21 protein-coding genes and 1 other RNA gene are annotated in these 21849 nt (G+C 45.4%); 9 read left to right on the top strand and 13 right to left on the bottom strand.

What is annotated here, in order from left to right:
* Nucleotides 1–8: 8 nt before the first annotated feature.
* From J2X75_RS02810 to J2X75_RS02800, 3 genes are all read right to left on the bottom strand, one after another.
* Entirely contained in the window at nucleotides 9–1451 is a 1443-nt protein-coding gene (locus J2X75_RS02810) for a L,D-transpeptidase family protein (protein ID WP_310334186.1), read from the bottom strand.
* A 218-nt stretch (nucleotides 1452–1669) separates the two neighbouring features.
* A complete protein-coding gene (locus J2X75_RS02805; RefSeq protein ID WP_017689369.1) occupies nucleotides 1670–1912 on the bottom strand; it encodes a ferredoxin in 243 nt (80 codons plus the stop codon).
* Nucleotides 1913–2029: 117 nt separating this feature from the next.
* Nucleotides 2030–3331, bottom strand: coding sequence for a DNA polymerase IV (locus tag J2X75_RS02800; protein ID WP_310336628.1), 1302 nt, complete (start codon nucleotides 3329–3331; stop codon nucleotides 2030–2032).
* A 532-nt stretch (nucleotides 3332–3863) separates the two neighbouring features.
* Between J2X75_RS02800 and cimA the strand changes: the two genes are divergently transcribed.
* Nucleotides 3864–5483 carry a citramalate synthase gene (gene cimA, locus J2X75_RS02795; protein WP_310334185.1) on the top strand — a complete coding sequence of 540 codons (1620 nt, stop codon included), beginning with the start codon at nucleotides 3864–3866 and terminating at the stop codon, nucleotides 5481–5483.
* An 81-nt stretch (nucleotides 5484–5564) separates the two neighbouring features.
* Here cimA and J2X75_RS02790 read toward each other — a convergent pair whose 3' ends face one another.
* Nucleotides 5565–6116, bottom strand: a complete 552-nt coding sequence (locus J2X75_RS02790; RefSeq protein ID WP_310334182.1) for a TlpA family protein disulfide reductase — start codon at nucleotides 6114–6116, stop codon at nucleotides 5565–5567.
* 227 nt (nucleotides 6117–6343) lie between these two features.
* On the opposite strand from J2X75_RS02790, the gene J2X75_RS02785 reads away from it, so the two are divergent.
* Nucleotides 6344–6835 (top strand): M67 family metallopeptidase, encoded by a 492-nt coding sequence (locus tag J2X75_RS02785; protein ID WP_310334181.1) that lies wholly within the window; start codon nucleotides 6344–6346, stop codon nucleotides 6833–6835.
* Here the strand turns inward: J2X75_RS02785 and J2X75_RS02780 are convergent.
* From J2X75_RS02780 to J2X75_RS02770, 3 genes are read right to left on the bottom strand one after another with little or no spacing between them, the layout of a single operon-like run.
* Nucleotides 6821–7558, bottom strand: a complete 738-nt coding sequence (locus J2X75_RS02780; RefSeq protein WP_091032202.1) for an exonuclease domain-containing protein — start codon at nucleotides 7556–7558, stop codon at nucleotides 6821–6823. The two genes, J2X75_RS02785 and J2X75_RS02780, sit on opposite strands and share 15 nt — an antisense overlap.
* A complete protein-coding gene (locus tag J2X75_RS02775; RefSeq protein ID WP_397383475.1) occupies nucleotides 7555–8640 on the bottom strand; it encodes a DUF294 nucleotidyltransferase-like domain-containing protein in 1086 nt (361 codons plus the stop codon). Before J2X75_RS02775 ends, J2X75_RS02780 begins: the two co-directional genes overlap by 4 nt.
* A gap of 41 nt (nucleotides 8641–8681) precedes the next feature.
* Nucleotides 8682–10082, bottom strand: coding sequence for an ammonium transporter (locus J2X75_RS02770; RefSeq protein WP_074094452.1), 1401 nt, complete (start codon nucleotides 10080–10082; stop codon nucleotides 8682–8684).
* Between the two features lie 351 nt (nucleotides 10083–10433).
* On the opposite strand from J2X75_RS02770, the gene J2X75_RS02765 reads away from it, so the two are divergent.
* Complete coding sequence (locus tag J2X75_RS02765; protein ID WP_017689377.1) at nucleotides 10434–10862, top strand: MerR family transcriptional regulator; 429 nt, start codon at nucleotides 10434–10436, stop codon at nucleotides 10860–10862.
* A 28-nt stretch (nucleotides 10863–10890) separates the two neighbouring features.
* Nucleotides 10891–11571: a zinc metallopeptidase gene (locus tag J2X75_RS02760; protein ID WP_036609646.1), complete on the top strand. Its 681-nt coding sequence runs from the start codon at nucleotides 10891–10893 to the stop codon at nucleotides 11569–11571.
* 36 nt (nucleotides 11572–11607) lie between these two features.
* On the opposite strand, the gene gltC is transcribed toward J2X75_RS02760, so the two are convergent.
* Entirely contained in the window at nucleotides 11608–12519 is a 912-nt protein-coding gene (gene gltC, locus J2X75_RS02755) for a glutamate biosynthesis transcriptional regulator GltC (protein WP_062833647.1), read from the bottom strand.
* 69 nt (nucleotides 12520–12588) lie between these two features.
* A complete protein-coding gene (locus tag J2X75_RS02750; protein WP_036609651.1) occupies nucleotides 12589–13215 on the bottom strand; it encodes a rhomboid family intramembrane serine protease in 627 nt (208 codons plus the stop codon).
* 148 nt (nucleotides 13216–13363) lie between these two features.
* On the opposite strand from J2X75_RS02750, the gene tpx reads away from it, so the two are divergent.
* Entirely contained in the window at nucleotides 13364–13882 is a 519-nt protein-coding gene (gene tpx / locus J2X75_RS02745) for a thiol peroxidase (RefSeq protein ID WP_310334172.1), read from the top strand.
* A 72-nt stretch (nucleotides 13883–13954) separates the two neighbouring features.
* Here the strand turns inward: tpx and J2X75_RS02740 are convergent, their stop codons facing one another.
* The 4 genes from J2X75_RS02740 to cshA all read right to left on the bottom strand — a co-directional run bounded on the left by J2X75_RS02740 (nucleotide 13955) and on the right by cshA (nucleotide 17388).
* Entirely contained in the window at nucleotides 13955–14347 is a 393-nt protein-coding gene (locus J2X75_RS02740) for a DUF1499 domain-containing protein (protein ID WP_017689382.1), read from the bottom strand.
* A gap of 181 nt (nucleotides 14348–14528) precedes the next feature.
* Nucleotides 14529–14720, bottom strand: a non-coding RNA gene (ssrS, locus tag J2X75_RS02735) — 6S RNA.
* 51 nt (nucleotides 14721–14771) lie between these two features.
* Complete coding sequence (locus J2X75_RS02730; RefSeq protein WP_017689383.1) at nucleotides 14772–15584, bottom strand: YesL family protein; 813 nt, start codon at nucleotides 15582–15584, stop codon at nucleotides 14772–14774.
* A 208-nt stretch (nucleotides 15585–15792) separates the two neighbouring features.
* The gene (gene cshA, locus J2X75_RS02725; protein ID WP_091017518.1) at nucleotides 15793–17388 is read right to left on the bottom strand and encodes a degradosome RNA helicase CshA; all 1596 of its coding nucleotides are present in this window, start codon (nucleotides 17386–17388) and stop codon (nucleotides 15793–15795) included.
* Nucleotides 17389–17692: 304 nt separating this feature from the next.
* Here cshA and J2X75_RS02720 point away from each other — a divergent pair, with 304 nt between their 5' ends.
* The 4 genes from J2X75_RS02720 (at nucleotide 17693) to J2X75_RS02705 (ending at nucleotide 21792) form a co-directional block, all read left to right on the top strand.
* On the top strand, nucleotides 17693–18514 hold the full coding sequence (locus tag J2X75_RS02720; RefSeq protein ID WP_310334171.1) for a YitT family protein: 822 nt from the start codon (nucleotides 17693–17695) through the stop codon (nucleotides 18512–18514).
* 173 nt (nucleotides 18515–18687) lie between these two features.
* Complete coding sequence (locus J2X75_RS02715) at nucleotides 18688–18876, top strand: hypothetical protein (protein WP_029880762.1); 189 nt, start codon at nucleotides 18688–18690, stop codon at nucleotides 18874–18876.
* Nucleotides 18877–19038: 162 nt separating this feature from the next.
* The gene (locus J2X75_RS02710; protein WP_307537941.1) at nucleotides 19039–20220 is read left to right on the top strand and encodes a putative glycoside hydrolase; all 1182 of its coding nucleotides are present in this window, start codon (nucleotides 19039–19041) and stop codon (nucleotides 20218–20220) included.
* Between the two features lie 219 nt (nucleotides 20221–20439).
* Complete coding sequence (locus tag J2X75_RS02705; protein WP_310336626.1) at nucleotides 20440–21792, top strand: MATE family efflux transporter; 1353 nt, start codon at nucleotides 20440–20442, stop codon at nucleotides 21790–21792.
* The last annotated feature ends 57 nt before the right edge of the window (nucleotides 21793–21849 follow it).

Raw genomic sequence — 21849 nt, 5'->3', positions numbered from 1 at the left:
CAAACAAATCAATTCAGCCAGTGATACGTTTTGTTCGGATTATTCTGCTTTGGAACAAGTGTATGCTGATAACGCTGCTTTGCTTCTGGAACAAGCGTCAGATCTGGCAGTACACCTTCTCCAATGCGTACCGGAGTGCCTTGCGGAGCAAGAGCGAATAACTCTTCTACATCTCCTGTACGCATTCTCACACATCCAAGGGACTCATCCAGTCCGATACTGTTTGGCTCGTTGGTCCCATGGATGGCATAATTCGTATTCGAGAGCTGCATACCTCTGCTTCCGAACTCCCCGTTCGAGCGTCCATTCGGATTGACGACTTTATCTGTAATGACAAATGACCCCTCCGGTGTTCGATCACCGCCAAGTCCCACATCATACATACGAACAATGGTATCCCCACTGATTAATGCAAGTTTATGTTTATCCTTATCAATGACAATCTCCAGCGGCTCCTGCAAAAAAGGCTGACCTCCCAGCGTATCTGCAAAAGCGGCATTTTTGCCTTGAGACGAATTCGAAGTCGTCGAACCGTTCTCTTTACCATTTGAGTCGCTCTTTCCTTCCTGTGCCTTTCCTTGATGCAAAGCTAACAGCTTCGGAAACATCTCGGTCATACCTGGCGCAGTCTCTCCCAGAATATTGTTCGGAAATGGCTGGGCCAATTGCGTTACACTCTTGGGCCAAGCGTCATTTTTTTTGCGATAGGCAACGATTGCACTTGATAATGATGCAGCGGCTTCCTGCTTGGCGGTCCACGCCAAGGCCATCTTTTTGATTTTCGGCGTGATCTCAGGAGGTTCACAGTTACATTGCTTGGCATCATAACTCTGTACAGTCAATTTCCCGCTTGTGTTGGTTTGTACTATGTATTTCACAGGCATATTTCGCTTCCATAAAGACCATTCATCCGAGGTTTGCATACCCAGTACAGCCGAAGTTTCTATTTTCGGGCCAGACCCGGACCAGGCAGCTGCGAGCGCAGCCTCCCCATGGTTGCCTCCAACAAATGCCGCAGCGGTGAACACATTACTTGGTGGAATGGATGCAGTTCCAACCTGTTTATCCGCTTCTACAGGCGCTGCGATATCCTCTGTGGATTCCAATGCTGCTGACAGTGCGTCGGCCGCTTCACGACTGAAACCCGGAGCGTCCGCAGGTGGCAGACCTGCCAGCACAAGCAGCATGAACAACGTAAGCCACATTTTGCGTCTACGTTGTTTTTTCTCTTTTTGCTCAGACATTTCCACCAGTTTGTCCTGATAGTCCACCCAGATGTCAGCAGGAGCTTTACTACGTTCAAATGCCTCGTAAACCTCGCCCGCTTGCTGAAAACAATAATTGGCTTTGGCCTCCTGCCCTTCGCCCAAGTACTCCTTTCCAAGCAGATACCAGGCCATTTTATTGTCGGGATGTTTCTTGACATATGTTCTTAGATGAGTATTTTGCATCCGACCCTCCACTATTTCGCCTTTTTCCGTATATCATTATATATCGGCATAACCAAGCGTTGAATCCATAGGACTTGAGTACCCGGTGGAAAAAAGGGGGTTCGACAATGTTCGTCCTTGATCTATAGTCAGATAATCACAGTTAAATGAATGCAAAAAAAGCACCTTCCCTTGTCGTTAAGACAAAAGAAAGTGCTCTATGTTCATGTGAGAAATACTTAGCCTTCTTTATTGAAAGGCTCGTCCGCTACTTTGATTGAATCTGTAGGGCAGCCATCGCATGCATCCTGCATATCGTCAAACAAGTCGTCTGGTATAGCTTTGACACCATGGTTAGCATCGCCGTCAAAGATAACTTCAGCCAAACCTTCATCATCATAATCGTAGATGTCTGGAGCCGTTGCTCCACAAGCGCCACATGCGATGCATGTGTCTTTTTCAACCCAAGTATATTTACTCATTTACATTCTCTCCTCCTAAAATTCGAAACGTACAGTGTTTTTATCTAGAAACATATTAATACAAAGTAAGGATAATTACAAATCATTTTGCAACCACAAGTCTCTATTATCCCTTATTTAATCAAGACTTTGCAAGTTATCTTTTTGCAGGGAAGTACCGCGCACTTTATGATTCCGAAGCAGCACGGAAGGATCGTCCCCAAGCATGCCTGCGGTCACAACAGCATTCTCACCAAATTTATCACGTAACTGATCCATAATCCGAATCAGATTGTCCTTCTTGGGCTTCTGCTCATATTCAAACAAGTCCATCTGCACAGCGGATTCTTCTCTTGGAATCAGGTTCTGAAGTGTCACACCCAGCATGCGTACAGGCTTGCCACTACCCCAATGCTTCTCAAATAGTTTACAGGCCTCACGGTAAATGACCGTTGCATCCTCCGTAGGAACTTCCATTAGACGTGATCGGGTGATTGTCTTCATATCCGGTGTGCGGATCGTAATCTGAATACCCTGGCTGAACATTTCGTGCTTGCGCAATCTTCTGGCTACCTGGTCACTTATATTGAGGAATACCCGATGAATCTCATTCATATCCGATACATCCGCCGGTAAAGTGGTTGTATGTCCAATGGATTTATTGGCTTCCCGTTCCGCGTGAACTGCGGAATGGTTAATGCCATTCGCAGAATTTTTGAGCCATGCTCCATTAACTCCGAATAGTTCGGTCAACATGTTCTCATCCGACTTGGCCAATTGACCAATCGTTCCAATGCCCAGTTTTTTCAGCTTTTCAGCCGTTTTTTTGCCAATGCCAAACATCTCGTTACATGGCCTGTGCCAAAGAATCCGGGGTACGTCCCTCATACGTAAAATGGAGATACCGTTCGGTTTTTTCAGATCCGAAGCCATTTTTGCCAATAATTTGTTGGGTGCAATGCCAATGGAACATGGCAGCCCCAATTCATCCTTGATTCTACGCTGAATGCTCTCCGCAATCTCCATTGGATTCCCGAATTGCCTTGACCCTGTAATATCAAGATAACATTCATCAATGGACGTTGCCTCAAGTTGAGGGGTATAACTATACGCAATCTGCATGAAAGCTCTTGAATATTGACGATATAAATGAAAATCAGGACGAATCACAATGAGATCAGGGCACTTTTTCAAGGCTTGGTGGACAACCATACCTGTTGAGATGCCTCGATTACGAGCGGCATATGAGCAGGTTACAATTACACCCTTTCGCAGTTCACTGCTGCCCGCAACGGCCGTTGCTTTTCCTCTATATAAATCTGGTTCCTCGGCTTCATGTACAGAGCAGTAGAAAGCATTCATATCGACATGCAGAATCACCCGTCCGGCTGTAGGGTAGTATTGATCCACATTCGCTGGAGGATTGCCGTCTGAAGACATCATGAACCCCCGCCCTTTCTTGCACACTAATTAATGAAACGAATTTCTTTCTTCTATAGTATATCAAACCCGTTATGTTAATTCAGTCACGAACATTTATTTTCTGCGAGATCTGATCAGAGACCGAATAATCAACCAGCCTACACTCACAAAAAGTATCAAAGTGATCAGGGCAATAGCCGTATTTTCCCATACAAAAGTCAAAAATCAACCCTCCTTTTCTTCCATATATTCCAATTAAAACTCAATAATAGATTATAACATACATCCGGATTATGATTACCCTCCTTCTTTTTTCTCTAGAATCCGTTAATTGTTACATGAAACTGCGATTTCTATGTAGCATTTGGCTATAATGGTGCTATAATAATTAATTATACAAATTGACGACTTTAGGACAAATCAGCGCACCCAGTTTAACACAGTGTAGCGTTGCCGAATCGAAGGATTCGTCCACTAACGTACTTAACAGCTTTTCCCAACTTACAATCCAAACTTTTAAAAGAGCGCTTTATCTCAAAGGAGGATCTTCATGTCAAAGGCCATTTCCATCTTCGATACGACTTTACGTGACGGCACACAAGGGGAGGGTGTCAGCTTATCGGCAGACGACAAACTCAAAATTGCCAAGAAGCTTGATGACCTGGGTGTCCATTATATTGAAGGCGGAATTCCCGGCAGCAATACCAAGGACATTGAGTTTTTCAAAAGAGTCAAGGAATTAAACCTGAACGCAAAGGTTGTTGCTTTTGGCAGTACCCGCCGTAAAGGCAGCGTTGCTAGTGAAGACGCCAACCTGAAGCGCATGATCGAATCTGGTGCTCAGGCTGCAACTTTAGTCGGTAAATCATGGGACTTCCATGTGCATACCGCTTTGCAGACTACATTGGAAGAAAATTTGTCCATGATCTATGATTCCATCGCCTATCTGAAGCAGAATGGTATGGAAGTGATCTTTGATGCAGAACACTTCTTTGACGGATTCAAACATAACCCGGAGTATGCTCAAGCGGTCTTGACCAAGGCACACGAAGCTGGAGCGGACTGGCTCGTTATGTGTGATACCAACGGCGGGACGATGCCAAACGAGGTACACGAGATCGTATCCACACTTCATAGAAGCCTGCCTCACGCACATCTCGGCATCCATACACATAATGATTGTGAACTGGCTGTGGCCAACACACTCAGCGCTGTACAAGCCGGAGCCCGTCAGGTGCAAGGAACAATGAACGGTTATGGAGAGCGTTGTGGTAACGCCAATCTCGCATCCATTATCCCGAACCTGCAACTGAAACTTGGCTATGAATGTGTTACTGAGGATTCCATGAGACAACTTACAAACGTGGCTCGTTATGTTAGCGAGATTGCCAATGTGAATATGCCGATTAATCAGCCTTATGTCGGCAATGCTGCTTTTGCTCACAAAGGTGGGATTCACGTCTCTGCCATCCTGCGGGATTCACGTACCTATGAACATATCGTCCCTGAACTGGTCGGTAACAAACAACGTGTGCTGGTCTCGGAACTTGCCGGACAGAGTAATATTGTATCCAAAGCGCAGGAACTGGGGCTTGAGTTCGATCCAAGCAGTGCCAATTCACGTCAGATTATTGAGAAGATCAAAGACCTGGAGCATCAGGGTTATCAGTTCGAAGGTGCAGATGCTTCGCTTGAATTGTTAATTCGTGAAGCGAACGGTGACATGAAAGAATTGTTCACTTTTGAATCATTCAAAATGCTTGTGGAGAAAACGGCGGGGAAATCCGTTGTTTCTGAAGCTTTTGTCAAACTTAATGTAGCTGGAACAAGTGTTTATACCGCTGCTGAAGGTAACGGTCCGGTGAACGCACTCGATAATGCGCTTCGGAAAGCATTGGTACAATACTTCCCTTCACTTGCCAACATGCATCTGTCGGACTACAAAGTGCGTGTACTGGATGAGAAAGATGCCACCGCCGCTAAAGTTCGTGTATTGATCGAATCCAAAAATACGGAGAACACATGGAACACTGTTGGTGTATCCGAGAACGTAATTGAAGCAAGTTGGGAAGCGCTCGTTCACAGTTTCCGCTATGCATTGCTTCAAGAAAAATTGCAGGATGAGCCGGGCAAACTCCCTATTCCTGCTCATGGGATAAGCAACCACTAATACCCCATATTTCCCGGAAAATAAAAAGAAGCCTCTGTACCCATGATTCATGGATGCAAAGGCTTCTTTCTTTGCAGAAAATTAATTCGCAATTAACTCTTTAATCTTACGTTCCAACTCTTTCTCGGGCAATATGCCCAGAACAATCTCATGTATAACTCCTCTGGAGTCAATCAGAACATTCGTTGGAAAAGCCACCCCATTGTATTGAGCATACACAGTCCCCTTCTCATCCAAGGGAATAGGGAAATTCAGTTGGTACTCATCCACAAAAGCTTTGGCATCTTTGAGTTTATCGTATGATGTTACATTAACCCCATACATGTCAAGCTTATCCTTGTATTTCGCGGCCATTCTATTCAGCTCTGGAGCTTCCTGCTTACACGGCTCACACCAGGATGCCCAGAAACTGACGAACGTGGCCTTATCTTTGGCACCGCCCACACTGTACGTCTTCCCATCCATTGCTGTCAGAGAAAAAGCAGGTGCCAGAAGACCCGCACGTGGTCCCGTCTCTGTAGGCATGGGTTCTTCCTGCTTAAAGACGGCTGCAATGCCGTCACCCGCATTCTGGGCCAGTGCAATACCAACCAGCAAGACAACACCAAGGAGTATGTATATGTTTCGTTTCATAACCCGCCACCCTTTTATATAATTAGCCTGTTGAAACTAAAACCGTAATTTCTGCACATGCTAAGTGTTTATCACGCTCTAAGACAGTTCACCAGAACATGATTCCCAAATGTTCTCTTTATTATTGTACCCTTTTCCTTTAAAATTTTACAATCCGGATTACAGAAAATAAAATGAAAAAAGGACTCCTGCCATAGCAGGAGCCAAAGAGAGAGGGGTGAATACAAATGGCAGCACTTCACGGGCAGCAAAACGCCTTCTACATCCCTTCTTCCGTAGAACAAGAGATGTCAAAGCACATGTTCCTTTCGCTGCCGCAAGAAGCCTGCGGGGTTATGCTGGGTGAAACCGCAGCGGGCGGTATACGAATCAGTCGGTTTCAGCCCATTCGTAACGTAGCACCTGACCCGCTGCACCATTTTACTCTGGACGATGCCGAATGGATTCGGTGCGTATTTTACGAACCTAAGCTCATTGGTATCTTCCATTCTCATCCGCAGACCAGGCCTGTTCCTTCCTTAGAGGACTTGCAAGCTCTTCCGGCCTTCGCCGGTTTGCTTCAGATGTACCTCATCGGCTCACCCGACCAAACAAGCGGGTTAAGATCTCATATGCATCTGAACGGTTATCTGATTGAATCCTCGAAGGAATCGCAGGATCCGACACACCGCGTTGTGCCTTCGTACAATCTGCTTCCCGTTCCGTTATGCGTGACTTAGCTGGGTATACAAATCACCCAAGGTCTCCACATTTTTACGCATCATGTCCTCCAAGTAACAAGACCATAACTGCGCAGTCATTTTTGAATCTTCCAGTGCATGGTGACGCCCATAGATCGGAATCCCTCTGGATTCCAGCAATTCATCCAGACCATACCCCGGCCTGCTTGGTTCAAGCCAGCGGGCCAACATCATCGTATCAATTAAACGATGTGTCAGCCTTACCTTTGAAGTCCGCCACAGAGCGGCATTCAGAAAAGCTCGGTCATGCGCACTTGCGTGTGCAATCAGAACGTTTCCACCTACAAAAGACATGAAATCATGCAGCCCTTCCAGCAAAGTCGGTGCGTCCAGCGTCATCTCCTGCGTAATACCTGTAAGTTCAGTGATATGTTCCGGAACCGCAGTCTTGGACTGCACCACCGTATAGAACTGCTCTCCTTCCAGCACGACACCACCATGTATACGGACCGCACCAAATGAGATAATCTCATCCCCATGCTGGGGCGAAAAACCCGTCGTTTCCAGATCAAATACAACTGCGTCCAGCTCATTTAGAGGCGTATGCAGAACCTCAGGTCTGCGCTGTTCTCTCATCATAGAGCGGATAAACGCCATGTGTTGCGCCGTAGGGGCTCCCATAATGGAAGCGATGGCGGAAGGGACCCCTCCCTGACGCAGCGAATTCCAGAATCCTGTATTGCCCCTTGCCGGCTCTCTCATGGACGTCTCCTTTCCGCAAAACGCAACTGTCTTTGCAAAGCACGATGCACTCGTCGTACCAACCCGAGCGTATCCCTGAGCTCATAATGAATTTGCTTTTGTTTCATCTGTTTCTCATCCAGGAACCCACTGCTATGTTGCAAATCCCCTTGGATGACAACCGGTGTACTTCTACGAAACTTCAAAGCGGCTAAGAAGGCCCGCTGGCATGCATCCAGTAATGTAAACGGAACAGCTTCAAGTGAAGTCAGTCTCTCCATTCTTTTTAACGTAGATGACTCCTTGATCCCATGTTGCAAAGCCAAATAACGGGCACTGTTCACCAGTGGAATGTACAAACCATACTTAACATCAAATCCGCCTGCATGTTCACCAAATCGTTCTGTGACCACACGTCCAAGTACATTTAATGTAGCTTTATGTTTAACCGTATTGCGAAGAACTGCATCCGAAAGTTCAGGAACCAGTCTGAACTGTTCATAAAAACTCGTGATCCATTCCTCCGCCAGACTTTGCTCACCTGCAACAAAACGCATGTCTGAAGCAATAATCAGATTACGAACGGGCTCCCAATTCAGATCCGAGCTCCAATCTGCTAATTGATGCTTCCATGACGCCAGCGTTTTTCTCCAGAGTGGCTCAGAGCACATGACTTTGCCTTCGCATTTGGCGTAACCAAGCTCTTCCAACATATCCGTCATTCGCTGTCCGAGCTGAGCAAAATATTCCTCTTTACCTTCATGCGGAGTATCGCAAATGATCATGCCATTATCCTGATCACTCCATAACGTCGCTTCTTCCCTGCCGGAACTGCCAAATACGATAAAGGCATAGGGGACGGGAGGTTGGCCGAAGCCTTCCTCAACCATCCCCTGAATGCATAACTCTACTGCTTTCCGTGCGATCCGGTCATGCAGTTCATTTACCGTTTGGTACCACTCGATCGGCGACAAGGAAGCGGACAACAATTCCTGGAGCTCGTTCTGTAATATCACACGTGCCTGCCGCAGTTCTTGAGAAGACACCGCACCATCGATTCCCTGATAAGACCAGGAATAGTTTGTATACGAGATGGGTTCCATCATGTCCAGCCTCCTTGAAGCATGATTCAGCATCATTCACCTCAGGAGCTGAACGTACCACCATTGGATTTAGAATCTACATTTTTCATTTGTTCAGGGTATCCGTAAGTACCGTGCTCACTGATATCCAGACCCATTGTTTCTTCTTCTTCAGTAACACGGATGCCCATGATCGCTTTCATTCCGCCCAGAATAATGAAGGACATTACCAGTACGAAGGCAAAAGCACCTGCCAGACCGAGAAGCTGTACGCCCAATTGGTGGAATCCACCGCCATAGAACAGACCCGCTTGACCTACACCAGCATTCTCGGCAAGTTCAGGAGTAGCGAACAAGCCCGTGGAGATCGCACCCCACATACCAGCAATACCATGCACGGAGAAAGCGTAGATTGGATCGTCAATTCCTTTACGATCGAAGTACTGTGCTGTGAAGAATGTGATGATACCCGCCAGAGCACCGATAACCAGCGCTGCCCAAGGTTCAACGAATGCACATGCTCCTGTAATCGCAACGAGTGCCGCAAGCACACCGTTTAACATGCTAGGAATATCAGACTTACCAAGTACTGCCCATGAGATCAACAGCGCAGCAACACCACCAGCTGCAGCAGCTACGTTAGTAGTTAATGCAACATAACCGAAGAATCCATCCCCCATGGCAGATAATGTACTACCTGGGTTGAATCCGAACCAACCGATCCAGAGGATAATAACCCCGAGTACGGAATACACTTGGTTGTGACCTGGAATGATGTTAGGTTTGCCGTCTTTGTTATATTTACCAATACGTGGTTTCAACAAGATGGTAGCTACCAATGCTGCAGTCGCACCAGTCAAGTGAACAACCGTCGATCCTGCAAAGTCTTGCATACCCAGCTCAGCCAACCAGCCGCCGCCCCATACCCAGTGAGCAACAACCGGATACATGATAATGGTATAAAGAGTACCGAAAACAATATATACGCTCATCTTTGCACGTTCAGCCATACCACCGCAGGCAATGGCCAGAGATACCGCCGCAAAGGCGAGGTGGAATACGAATTTAATAGTCAGTGGAACATCGGAGAAAGCCAGTGATTCGAAGGAAGCAGCCATCTTGTCACCACTCAGGAAGAATCCTGTTGTTCCAAAGAAGCTGTTACCATTACCGAAACCAAGACCGAAACCCAAAGCCCAGAAGGCAATAACTGAAATTCCCAGTGTCAGGATGGTCTTACCCGCAATGTGTCCTGCATTCTTCATTCGTGTTGAACCCGCTTCGAGTAAAGCAAATCCCCCTTGCATCAAGAACACGAGTACAACAGCCAAAAACGTAAAGGCTGAGTTCAAACCACTTTGAAGTTCAATGTTAGTCGGACCCTCCGCAGCCGCAAATGCGCTGACCGGAAAAGCGAACAAAGTAAGCATTACTAACACGGAAACCAACCATTTCTTTCTCATATACCCCACTCCCTCTTATGTTAAGTTTCTTCACATAACGTGAAACTCTTAATGTCATTATAAGCAGAAGAGAGGAAAGTTGACAAGAGTATTTTCATCAAAACTGAAAAATATTTCTGGGAATAAAGTCATACGTCTTTTTCTTGCACTTAAGTACATAATCACATTCTATGAGTACATAGATATAGAAATGCAGTATGCTGATTGCCAAAGCATAACGTTTGACTGTACGGTTAAAGATCATGTATCATACTTATTAGTAAGAAAATTGGGCGTAGTCTAGAATTTCACAAGTGGAAACTACAATTCCCTACATTTGAACTTGCAAGCGAGGTGAATATCATTGGGGATATGAAACTTTTTCGGATTGGCGAACTTGCCAAGACCGCTGGTGTTAGTGAACGGACGATTGATTATTACACGAAGCTTGGACTAATCGCTCCCGAAGAACGTACACAAAAAAATTATCGTCTCTATAGTAATGAAACTTTAACGAGGCTTGAACGTATTGTACAGATGAAACAAGAGAAGTATAGTCTCGACGAGATTAAGCAATCTCTTGAAAAGTGGCGTCTGGTTAGCACAGAAGAACAAGTTGCCAGCAAATTGACAACATTGGAGCTTCATGTACAACAACTTGAGCGAGAGGTTAACGAACTCAAACCGCTACTTGGAGAGATGAAACCTGTACAAGCACGTAAAATGATGGCAGGACTCCTCACCAAAAGTGCCGGTACAATGGAGGCACTAAAAATCTTGCTTGAGAACACCATGATGTAGCTTATTCTTAGAAAGCGGAGGAATGAATATGAGTTTTAATAACGGTATGTTCGTATTGATCATTATCGCCTTTCTGCTCTCTTTATGGGCGCAATTTCGCGTTAAAGGTACATTCAGACGTTGGTCGGAGGTACCGAACCAGAACGGAATGACTGGTTACGATGCCGCTCGCCAGATGCTTGATGCTAACGGCCTGCACGATGTTCCAATTGAACCTGTACGCGGCACGCTCTCTGATCACTATGATCCGATCAATCGGGTTGTACGTTTATCAGAACCAGTATATTATGAAAACTCAATCTCAGCTGTTTCGGTAGCGTGTCATGAAGTTGGCCACGCCATTCAGCATAAAGAAAGTTATCCGATGCTGGCACTGCGTCACCGGATCTTCCCAATTGTGAACTTTGCATCCGGATTAGCTCCATTCCTGTTGATTGCAGGATTCATCTTCAATGCCATGAACCTTGTAGGTATCGGTATCATCTTCTTCTCCGTAACTGTAGCATTCCAACTCATCACTTTACCGGTTGAGTTCAATGCAAGTAATCGCGCCAGAGAGATTATGGTATCCGAAGGGTACATCCGTAACGAAGAAGAAAAAGGTGTTGCAAAGGTTCTGAATGCCGCAGCCTTGACTTACGTTGCTGCAGCGTTGATCTCACTGCTTGAGTTGATTCGTTATATCGGAATCTTCAACAGCCGCGATTAATTGGATACCTAATACAACAAAAACAATACCCCACCGTTAATCGGATGGGGTATTGTTTTGTTGTAAACCGAAATAATGAAGCAAAAATGAACGAAAGGACTGGGCAACCAACGGCAATTTGTCATCCGCACGGTGAATTAACCCGATGGTCCGTGTTACTTTGGGATGAGAGATGGCCACATGTGCCGGTTGCAAAGGATTCGTCTGGAATAACGCCATCTCAGGCAGCAGACTGACCCCCATGCCCGCAGCAACCAATCCGCGGATGGTGTCGGTCTCTTCCCCTTCAAAAGCGATCTTGGGTGTAAAACCAGCTTCCAGACAGGCATGCCACACAATAGGACGAAGAGAATAACCTTTGCTAAACAATACAAATTTATCATCCTTGAGTTGTTCAAGCGCAATGGTCTCTTCACCAGCTAACGGGTGATTGGGAGGAAGGATCGCATGCAATTCTTCTGTGAGTACAATATCACCATCTACTTGATCATGCTTCTCTGGAAAAGGAGAAATGAATGCCAAGTCTACCTCTCCAGATAACACATCACGAATCAGTGTAGGGAACATCCCCTGCTTGAATCTGAATTTCACGTTAGGGTAACGCTGGCGGAAAGCAGCCACCACGGAAGGAATGAGATGAATCCCCAGGCTATGCGGAAATCCAATTCGAATCTCCCCATGCTCCGGATCAAGAAACTCATGAACTTCCCCGACTGCCTTGTCCAAATCTTTTAATATACCTTCAATTCGTTTGCAAAAAAGCTGTCCCACTGCAGTCAACTGCAGGTTCCGCCCCTTTTGCATAAAAAGATCCACGCCCAGCTCTTCTTCCAGCTGATGAATCTGACGACTCACCGCCGACTGTGCCACATGCAACTCTTCAGCAGCCTGTGTTACATGTTCCTTCTGTGCCACTTTCAAAAAGTAATGCAACTGTCTTAATTCCACTCGCCTGATCGCTCCAATCTGTTATACCCTACTTATCCTTGATTGCATTCCATCATGAGAACGTTCTGACTACCGCTTTAAGCTGCGGGGTTTCCACAATCTGATCAACAGTCCGTAAATAAAGAATCCACCCAACAATCCGCCAAGGTGAGCCATCCAGTTGATGCCTGACATGGCGAAAGAGAATATGATCCCGAACAAAAGCAACGTGTACATCGTTTTGCGCGAAGCCTCGTCCATCATCGTTCGCTGGAACAGCGCTACATACAGGAATGCACCATAGACGGCATAGATCGCTCCTGAAGCCCCTACCGAGATGGTAATACTCCCAACCGAGTTGTACCACGCAACAGCAAGAATATTACCCAATACACCGCCACCCAGGTACAATACACCATACCTTACCGACCCGAGCAACCGCTCCATCGGTGGTGCAAATACGATTAACGCAAAGCTGTTAAACAATAAATGACTGAAGCCCGCATGCAGGAACATGGATGTAATGTAACGCCACCATTCATGCGCGAACAGTTCATGATTCGTAAGTGCCCCGAATTTCAGCAGCACCATATTGTTCGTTGATCCACCGTTCACCGTTAACACAATAAACATGACTACATTGGCAATTAAAAAAAGCGACGTCAAAGGGAAATACTTCAAATAACCTTTCCAGTTCTCATAGCGAATAAATATCATAAATTTCTTCTTTCACTCCACCCTGTTCAGATCGGACTTACATCTCTGATCCATCGTAATGGTACATGTCCGAATTGGACAATGCCTTTCATAAAAGATTATAATGGATTTTGGCACGGATCACCAATTTATAAGGAGGAACATTATTATGACACAAGAACGTACAGGCGCAGCCACATTTAAAGGCAACCCTATTACATTGATCGGACCCGAACTGAAAGTGGGCGATCAAGCACCTGATTTTACACTGAGCAAGAACCTGGTTGAGGATGCTTCCCTGAAAGACTTCGCAGGCAAAATCAAATTAATCAGCGTTGTTCCTTCCCTGGATACTGGCGTATGCGATGCGCAAACTCGTCGTTTCAACGTGGAAGCCGGAGAACTCGGAGACAATGTTGTTGTCTTGACAGTAAGCGTTGACCTTCCGTTCGCTCAGGCCCGTTGGTGTGGAGCGGCTGGTGTTGACCGCGTAGTTACATTGTCAGACTACAAAACACGTTCTTTCGGTGAAAACTACGGCGTTTTGATCAAAGAATTCCAACTCGACATGCGCTCCATTTTTGTTTTGGATGCCGAAGACCGGATTACATATGTGGAGTATTTGCCTGAAATGACAGACTCCCCTAACTTCGAACAAGCGATTGCTGCTGTAAAAGCTTTGCTGTAGAAGTTATCATACGTTCAGAACAAAAGCGAGGAAGGTTAACCTTCACTCGCTTTTTGTTATTTATCATCTATTTCAATCATTTGCTTTATACTTGCTTAGCTTTTTATCCAGTACAGAGAATAAGTTCATAATCGTGCGATAATTGGAACCCAAGTCTCCAAGTGAACCACGAGAAGCTGAATACATATCCACCGCACTGCGAACAGGACTTACCGAGATAATGGAAACTGTAATATCCATCGTCCGTCCAAAGGTAGTCCGCTTCTCCAGAATAACTTCTCCAACAGAAGGCACTTCATGCAGCACTTTATAACCCGGAATCTTTTTGAGTGTCGAAGAGACCTCTTCCCAGGCTCTGTCTTTGGATAAGTTATAATACCGTGTTTTTAATTTGGGATCCTTGGCTCGATCGCTGGTCCCCTCCATGCTGCGGATGATACCGACGAGCGTTCTCTTTAAGGTCAAGACCCTTCCTCCTTTGAATGTAACCGTTCCATTTATGTATCTTAGTGTAACATTGTTCAAGTAGTAACAAAAGGGCAAGCATCATATTTATCGTAAAACCAATCAAAAACATTCATCACAACTTAAAAACACCCTGAAATTCCTTCTGAAGAGGAAAAGTCAGGGTGCTGTACATAAGATTTAGGAACCCGCCTATGCCGTCCGGCTACATTGTCTTATGAACCTGCTTGGCAGGTGGGTGACCGCAAAAATGCTTTTTGAAGTCCCCATGTCGTATAGACAGGGCTTTTCAGCAACATTCTGTGTTGATCTCCCGAAGACATCATCATTGGTTCAAAACAACGAATAACCGAAACGTACATCGCAGGATGTACAATTATTATATCCCTAACTGTGTAAAAAGTAAATGGCGATCCATCATGTTTTATTTTTGCAATGTAATGTTTTTGTCGTCTGATGGCTCAGATGTTTCACCATTCTCTGCTGATTGTTCAGCCAGCGCAGCAGCTTCCTCTTCTTCCTTTTTGAGTTGCATCTTCTCCATCTGCTCCTGCATCTTGTTGAAGGTTGCGTAGAAGTTAAAGAAAGCGAACCAAGCAATGATGCTGATAATGAAGAAAACGAACAAGACCGGATAACGGAAACCGATGTAGAACAGCAACCCACTTCCCAGCAATGTGGAAAATACACGGAATGGTCTGATCAGCGTAAGCAATACCGCGTTTTTGATAATGAGTCCGATGGACATATGATAGTGTACAACCATCGAGAAAAAGTTAAAGAGTGATACAAATAACAAGAGAAGCAGTACTAGCATGATGATTCCCACGAGCTGCATATTGCGGAACTGCGTCATGTACACTGTATAATCCAGATACATAATCGCGAACAGCAGTGTGTAAAAAATACCCCCAATTAAACTTTGCTTGTAGTTTTCCTTGTAACCTACAAAGAAAGTACGGAAGATCGGTACATCCGTATCGCCCATATTCCATTTACGAACAACCGTAAACAGCGCCGAAGTCGCCGGGAACAGTGTAAGCGGTGCCACAATAGCTATAGCCCAGTTCATTTGCAATGATTCGTTTGCGAGGTTCTGCTGCATCACGAGCAGTTTCATAATCAAGAAAAACAAGAACGGAGACGAACAAATAGCCCACAACAGATTGGTTGCGGCCAGTCTCGTAATCCACTCTGTAAGCCGGTAGATCCCACCCATAGCTCCTTTAAATTCCAAACATTTCTCCTCCTCTGCAGCCTTGCGTATTACCTGAAGTCTAATATTAATATACCTTATTATAGATAGGAAAAGCCAGTACTTCCCGAAAAGAGATCGTCACTGTCCTTAACTAGCGCTTCTGGCAGTGAAATAAAATGATGCAGTACTTTTGAAAATAAAAAAATGGAGCAGTTGCCCGCTCCATTTTTAAGATTATACGTTTATATTACTCGAAAGAAGAATCTTTCGCTGGACGACGTCCTTCGTTGCTGCTTGGACGCGGTTTGCGGTCACGGTTGTAACCACCTTCTCTGCTTCCACCGCCAGTGCTGCTGCCGCTGTTACGATCACGGTTGTAACCGCCACGTCCGCCACCACTACTGTTGCGATCGCGGTTGTAACCACCACCACTGCCGCCGCTACCACTTGTGCGGTTACCGCTGTAACCTGATGGTTTACGTCCGCCAGAGCGAACATCTGGTTTACGACGTTTCGCACGGATTGGATCTTCAGGAGTCAGATCAACTTGAGCATCTTTCTTGTCACCTGTCAGGAGCTTCAGTGCAGCCGACAACAGTTGAACAGAATCATATTGCTCAAGCATTTGAATCGCAATACCTTTGTATTCGTTCAGTTCGCCTGATTGTACGATTTCCAGCAAACGCTCTGCTGTCAAACGTTGTTTACCTTCAACCGCTTCTGCCATTGTTGGCAGTGGTTTACGAGGAATACGGTGACGTGTTACACGCTCGATGAAGTGCAAGTGATCAATCTCACGCGGTGTAACGAAGGACCAAGCAGCACCCTCTTTACCCGCACGACCTGTACGACCGATACGGTGAACATAGCTCTCCGGATCTTGCGGAAGGTCAAAGTTAACAACGTGAGTTACGCCAGATACGTCGAGGCCACGTGCAGCCACGTCTGTTGCAACGAGTACGTCAATGCTGCCGTCACGGAACTTACGCATTACCGCATCACGTTGATTCTGGGACAAGTCACCATGAAGACCGTCTGCAGAATATCCACGTTTTTGCAAAGCTTCAGCCAATTCGTCAACACGACGTTTTGTACGTCCGAATACGATCGCCAGTTCAGGAGATTCCATATCCAACAAACGGCTCAACGCTTCGAATTTTTGACGCTCAGGTACTTCGATATAGGATTGGTCAATCAATGGTGCACTAACATGTTTCGGAATCACAGAAATGTGTTCAGGATTGTTCAAGAATTGTTGTGCCAATTTTTGAATGTTAGGAGGCATTGTTGCTGAGAACAGCATGGTTTGGCGCTCGTCTGGAACTTGTTTCAGGATGGATTGGATATCCTCCATGAAACCCATGTCGAGCATTTCATCTGCTTCATCCAGTACAACAGTTTGTACATCATCTAGTTTGATTGTTTTGCGGTTGATGTGGTCAAGGAGACGTCCAGGTGTACCAATGATGATCTGTGGTTTTCTTTTCAGTGCACGGATTTGACGCACGATATCTTGTCCGCCGTAGATTGGCAGGGAGCGCAGACCTTTGAAGCGAGTGAGTTTTTCGATCTCTTCAGCAACTTGAATTGCAAGTTCACGTGTAGGTGCCATAATAAGGGCGCGGATTTTCTCATCACTTTTTGTGATTTTGCTGATCAACGGAATACCGAATGCAGCTGTTTTACCCGTACCTGTTTGAGCTTGACCAATCAAATCTCTGCCTTCAAGTGCCAAAGGAATCGCTTTGGATTGGATCGGTGTTGCTTCTTCAAACCCGAGCTCAGTGATGGCTTGCAGCACCAGTGGTTCAAGATTGAAATCTGTAAAGTTTAAATTTGTCAAAATTATTCATGCTCCTTTTATATGGTGGACATGGTGGACAATCCACTTTGTTGTCTGTATTCTTAAGTAGCGTTAATATTTATAGGGTATCCCAACGGGACGAATTATTTTCATAACGAATATAATTCCATGAATGGGTCCCCAACATAAGACTAAAACTACATACATGTGTTTGAAACATTTCAAAATTTTATTGCTCCATTTAGGAAAAGTTTCCTACTCAAGAATATCCACAAATTATTATATCACAAAACAATTCAAGATTACCAGCAATCTGGTTTTAAATATAAATGAGGTGATTAAATTGCCCAAAATAATTTGGCACTCTATAGTGATCATTTTGGGTGCTGCAGCTATTGCCTGCGGCTTTAACTGGTTTTTGGTCCCCCATCAGCTTTTAAGCGGCGGGGTGTCCGGTATTTCAATGCTTCTGGGTTATTTTACAACGTTGAATCTTAGTATAATGTATTTTGTTCTTAACATTCCCCTGCTCATTGCAGGTTGGTTTATTCTTGGACGTCGTTTCATTACATTAAGTATTCTCTCGGTAGCAGCCACTTCTTGGTTCATTGCGCTTCTGCCTGTTTTTGCTGTGGCTACAGACCCTTTACTTAGTTCTGTATTTGGCGGTGTGCTTATTGGAATGGGCACTGGCGTTTCCTTCCGAGTCGGTGGCTCCACCGGAGGACTTGACATTGTTGGGTCCATTTTCACGCGTAAACGAGACTTTCCGATTGGTACGGTAATGGCCGGCATGAACGGTTCGATTATTATGCTTGCAGGATACCTGAGTGACAATTGGAACACAGCCTTGGCCTCCATGGTATCCATTTACATTACAGGCAAAGTGCTTGATCTGATCCATATCAGTCACGTCAAAGTAACGCTGTACATTATTACAAACGAAACCGAAGCCATGTTGAAGAAATTACTTGTTCGGCCTCGTGGAGTTACCAAAATTAAGACTCAGGGAGCATTCACGGATATTGAAAAGGACATGCTCATGACCGTTACCACCCGCTACGAGTTGGTTGAAATTAAACGTATTATCAAGGATACCGATCCAAATGCTTTTGTTAACATAGTGGAAACGGTTGGTGTTATGGGCTCATTTCGCAGAAGTTGAGACACCTGTACGGTTAACAATTCACAACATTGTGGTATAATAACGGTGTACGGCTCCTAAATATGTTGTATAGCAGGTTCAACCCTTCAATTTCACAGGCCATATGCTTTCCCGAATGCACCGAATGACTTACCATTTTGGAATTCGAGTAGGAAAGGGTGATTAATGTGGATATGGAAACGGTAAAACTGTTTGAAATTGTCAACAGATGGTGCCCGGAAATGCTCCCTTTCTTGAAACCGAATGAACTCGACTCACTGATTGTCCTCCGGGATGGGCTGGGCATCCTGGAACAGGGAGACGCAATGGAAATCATTCAGTACAGTATTTGTGAGCATCAAAATGAGATTTACATTCAATAATTTTTTTTCAGATTGATCACGCCGCTTTTTGCAGGGGATTTCCTCAGCAGGAAGCGGTTTTCATTTTTTCCATGTGTTTCATTACTTGCTTAATACGGTTAAAAGCCCGGAGGCTTTAATGTATAATTCATACATGGAATGCACATAAGGGAGTGGAAATGAATGAACATGTTTTTGGCTTTATTGGCAATGGCCTTTGGAAGTTTTGGTGGTGCCCCCGCAGCAGCGGATCAGGGAAATCCCCAGTTCCAATCGTTAACCAACAGTTTTAACACCGCAATCATCCAATCTCAAAAAGATCAGGTCGTTATTGATGCCGATAACCCACCTGCCAAAATTGATCCTCAACCTGACGCACCTGTGGTCAAAGGTATTTATGTCACAGCCTACAGCGCTGGCGGCGCACGTATGAAAGAATTGCTTGAACTGACAGACAGTACCGAATTGAATGCCATGGTCATTGATATCAAAGACGATCTCGGATACATAACTTATCCCACAGAAAACAAAGCGCTACAGAAAATGGGCAAATCTCAGCCCTTTATTCGGGATATAGATGCATTGATGAAACGGTTGCAAAAACATGATGTCTACCCGATCGCACGTGTCGTTGTATTCAAAGATACGATTCTTGCCAAGAAAAATCCAGAGCTTTCCTTCCGAAATAAGGATGGATCTGTATGGGCCAATGGCAAAGGCGACAGCTTCGTTAATCCGTACAGCAAGGAAGTGTGGGACTATAATATCGAGATTGCAAAGGAAGCGGCCAAACTTGGATTCAAAGAGATTCAATTTGACTACGTTCGTTTCCCGGAAGGTTTCGAAACTCGAGCCGATGTCCTGAAATATACCAAATCCGATAAGTCACGGGTCGATGTTGTGGCTGAATTCGTGCAATATGCACGCAAGGAGTTGGCCCCGCTAGGTGTTCGTGTATCGGTGGACATTTTCGGTTATGCCGCTTCTGTACCTGCAGCTGAAGGCATTGGACAGGATTTTGTTAAAATATCCGAAAATGTGGATGTCATCTCTCCGATGGTATACCCTAGTCACTATTCAACGGGATGGTATGGGGTGAAGGACCCTGACAAAGATCCTTACACAACCATCAAGGGCTCAATGGAAGATACACACAAGAAACTAGACCCTACCAATGAACTCAAACCCGTCATTCGTCCGTGGATTCAGGACTTCACAGCAAGCTGGCTGGGCAGTGGGCATTATATCAAGTATGGCAAGAAACAAGTGGAAGACCAAATTAGAGCGATGAAGGACATGGATGTGCATGAATATCTGCTCTGGAATGCGTCCAACCGTTATACATCAGGTGTACAATATAAGTAATCCACACTCTTTCATACTTCTCTTTTCATCCAACCTCGTTCTGCTTGAAGCGGAGCGAGGTTTTTTGGTGTTCATTTTTTGGTGTTCATTTTTCTCTGTACACCCCCTACTCTCCTTCTGTCCCTATTCAAATTGAACAATATCCTCTACAATAAATAGCTGTCCAGATATGACACTTGGATGACATCTCTTTAGAATAGCGAGGCACTGCCAGTGAACATGAACACAACAAGTTTTTCCCAAAAAGTGAAGCAATTCCTGATTATATTTTTGCCCATCTTCACCACTCAAATCGCCCTCTCTGCCATGTCGTTCTTCGACACCAATATGTCAGGCAAGTTTTCTCCGGCCGACCTTGCAGGAGTCGCAATCGGCACAAGTCTGTGGATGCCAGTTCAAACTGGACTAAGCGGGATTCTGATCGGTATTACACCTGTCGTTTCCCATCTGTTAGGTTCCAAACGTAATGACCAGATCGGGTATAACGTCATCCAGGCGTTGTATCTCGGGATTGCTGTCAGTCTCGTCGTGATCGGAGCCGGGGCGTTGTTACTTGGCCCTATACTAAACGGAATGCCTCTGGAACCTCGAGTTGCCCAAGTCGCCTTCTCTTTTTTGTGCGCACTCGCTTTTGGCATTATCCCGCTCTTCGGATATACCGTGCTGCGCAGCTTTATGGATGCACTAGGCCAGACGCGAACTACAATGTTCATTACGCTGGTCTCCCTGCCCGTTAATATTTTGCTGAATTATCTGCTGATATTCGGCCGCTGGGGCTTTCCACAATTGGGCGGTGTTGGTGCTGGTGTTGCTACAGCATGTACATACTGGCTGATCTTTCTTATTAGTCTCTTTTTTGTCCATCGGGTCGAACCTTTCGCCCAGTATGGCATTTTCCGTCAATGGACCCGTGTATCATTGTCCAAATGGAAAGAGTTACTCCAGATTGGAGTGCCCATCGGATTTGCGACTTTTTTCGAAACGTCCATCTTCGCTGCTGTGACTTTAATGATGAGCCGTTTCGATACCACAACAATTGCTGCCCACCAGGCAGCGCTGAATTTCGCTTCTACGCTCTACATGCTGCCTGTGAGCATATGCATGGCTCTTACAATCCTCGTGGGCTATGAGGCAGGTGCAGGGCGTCTGAAAGATGCCAAACAATACAGTCTGCTCGGAATTGGTGGTGCCATCGGCCTCTCACTGCTGACAGCAATTGTATTGATTGTGTTCGGCGAACAGATTGCAGGCGTGTATTCAAACGATCGAGAGGTCATTGCACTTACACAGCATTTCCTCATCTATGCTATTTTCTTTCAGATCTCGGATGCGATTGCTACACCGACTCAAGGAGCATTACGTGGCTACAAAGATGTTAATCCGGCACTAATCATTACGTTCATAGCGTATTGGATCATTGGCTTGCCTGTAGGTTATCTAACTGCTACGTATACTTCACTCGGAGCCTTCGGATACTGGATCGGCCTCATTGTCGGCCTTGCTGTAGGAGCAACAGCGCTTCTCTGGAGACTCTTCCTGATACAAAAACAAGCCGCACTCCGCAAGGCGTAGCATTGATATACTCACTCCTGAAAACAACAAAAAGAGCACAATCCACGTTAAAGCGGG

The organism is Paenibacillus sp. 2003, from assembly GCF_031455635.1.
Taxonomy (GTDB): Bacteria; Bacillota; Bacilli; order Paenibacillales; family Paenibacillaceae; genus Paenibacillus; species Paenibacillus amylolyticus_B.
Note: the sequence above shows the minus strand (reverse complement) of the source record. Positions and strands in the feature narration are given on the sequence as shown.

Bases quoted from the DNA above. Each gene is read 5' to 3' on its own strand.
- J2X75_RS02810 (WP_310334186.1), bottom strand. From the start codon at position 1,451: ATGCAAAATACTCATCTAAGAACATATGTCAAGAAACATCCCGACAAT.
- J2X75_RS02805 (WP_017689369.1), bottom strand. From the start codon at position 1,912: ATGAGTAAATATACTTGGGTTGAAAAAGACACATGCATCGCATGTGGC.
- J2X75_RS02800 (WP_310336628.1), bottom strand. From the start codon at position 3,331: ATGTCTTCAGACGGCAATCCTCCAGCGAATGTGGATCAATACTACCCT.
- cimA (WP_310334185.1), top strand. From the start codon at position 3,864: ATGTCAAAGGCCATTTCCATCTTCGATACGACTTTACGTGACGGCACA.
- J2X75_RS02790 (WP_310334182.1), bottom strand. From the start codon at position 6,116: ATGAAACGAAACATATACATACTCCTTGGTGTTGTCTTGCTGGTTGGT.
- J2X75_RS02785 (WP_310334181.1), top strand. From the start codon at position 6,344: ATGGCAGCACTTCACGGGCAGCAAAACGCCTTCTACATCCCTTCTTCC.
- J2X75_RS02780 (WP_091032202.1), bottom strand. From the start codon at position 7,558: ATGAGAGAGCCGGCAAGGGGCAATACAGGATTCTGGAATTCGCTGCGT.
- J2X75_RS02775 (WP_397383475.1), bottom strand. From the start codon at position 8,640: ATGGAACCCATCTCGTATACAAACTATTCCTGGTCTTATCAGGGAATC.
- J2X75_RS02770 (WP_074094452.1), bottom strand. From the start codon at position 10,082: ATGAGAAAGAAATGGTTGGTTTCCGTGTTAGTAATGCTTACTTTGTTC.
- J2X75_RS02765 (WP_017689377.1), top strand. From the start codon at position 10,434: ATGAAACTTTTTCGGATTGGCGAACTTGCCAAGACCGCTGGTGTTAGT.
- J2X75_RS02760 (WP_036609646.1), top strand. From the start codon at position 10,891: ATGAGTTTTAATAACGGTATGTTCGTATTGATCATTATCGCCTTTCTG.
- J2X75_RS02750 (WP_036609651.1), bottom strand. From the start codon at position 13,215: ATGATATTTATTCGCTATGAGAACTGGAAAGGTTATTTGAAGTATTTC.
- tpx (WP_310334172.1), top strand. From the start codon at position 13,364: ATGACACAAGAACGTACAGGCGCAGCCACATTTAAAGGCAACCCTATT.
- J2X75_RS02715 (WP_029880762.1), top strand. From the start codon at position 18,688: ATGGAAACGGTAAAACTGTTTGAAATTGTCAACAGATGGTGCCCGGAA.
- J2X75_RS02710 (WP_307537941.1), top strand. From the start codon at position 19,039: ATGAACATGTTTTTGGCTTTATTGGCAATGGCCTTTGGAAGTTTTGGT.
- J2X75_RS02705 (WP_310336626.1), top strand. From the start codon at position 20,440: ATGAACACAACAAGTTTTTCCCAAAAAGTGAAGCAATTCCTGATTATA.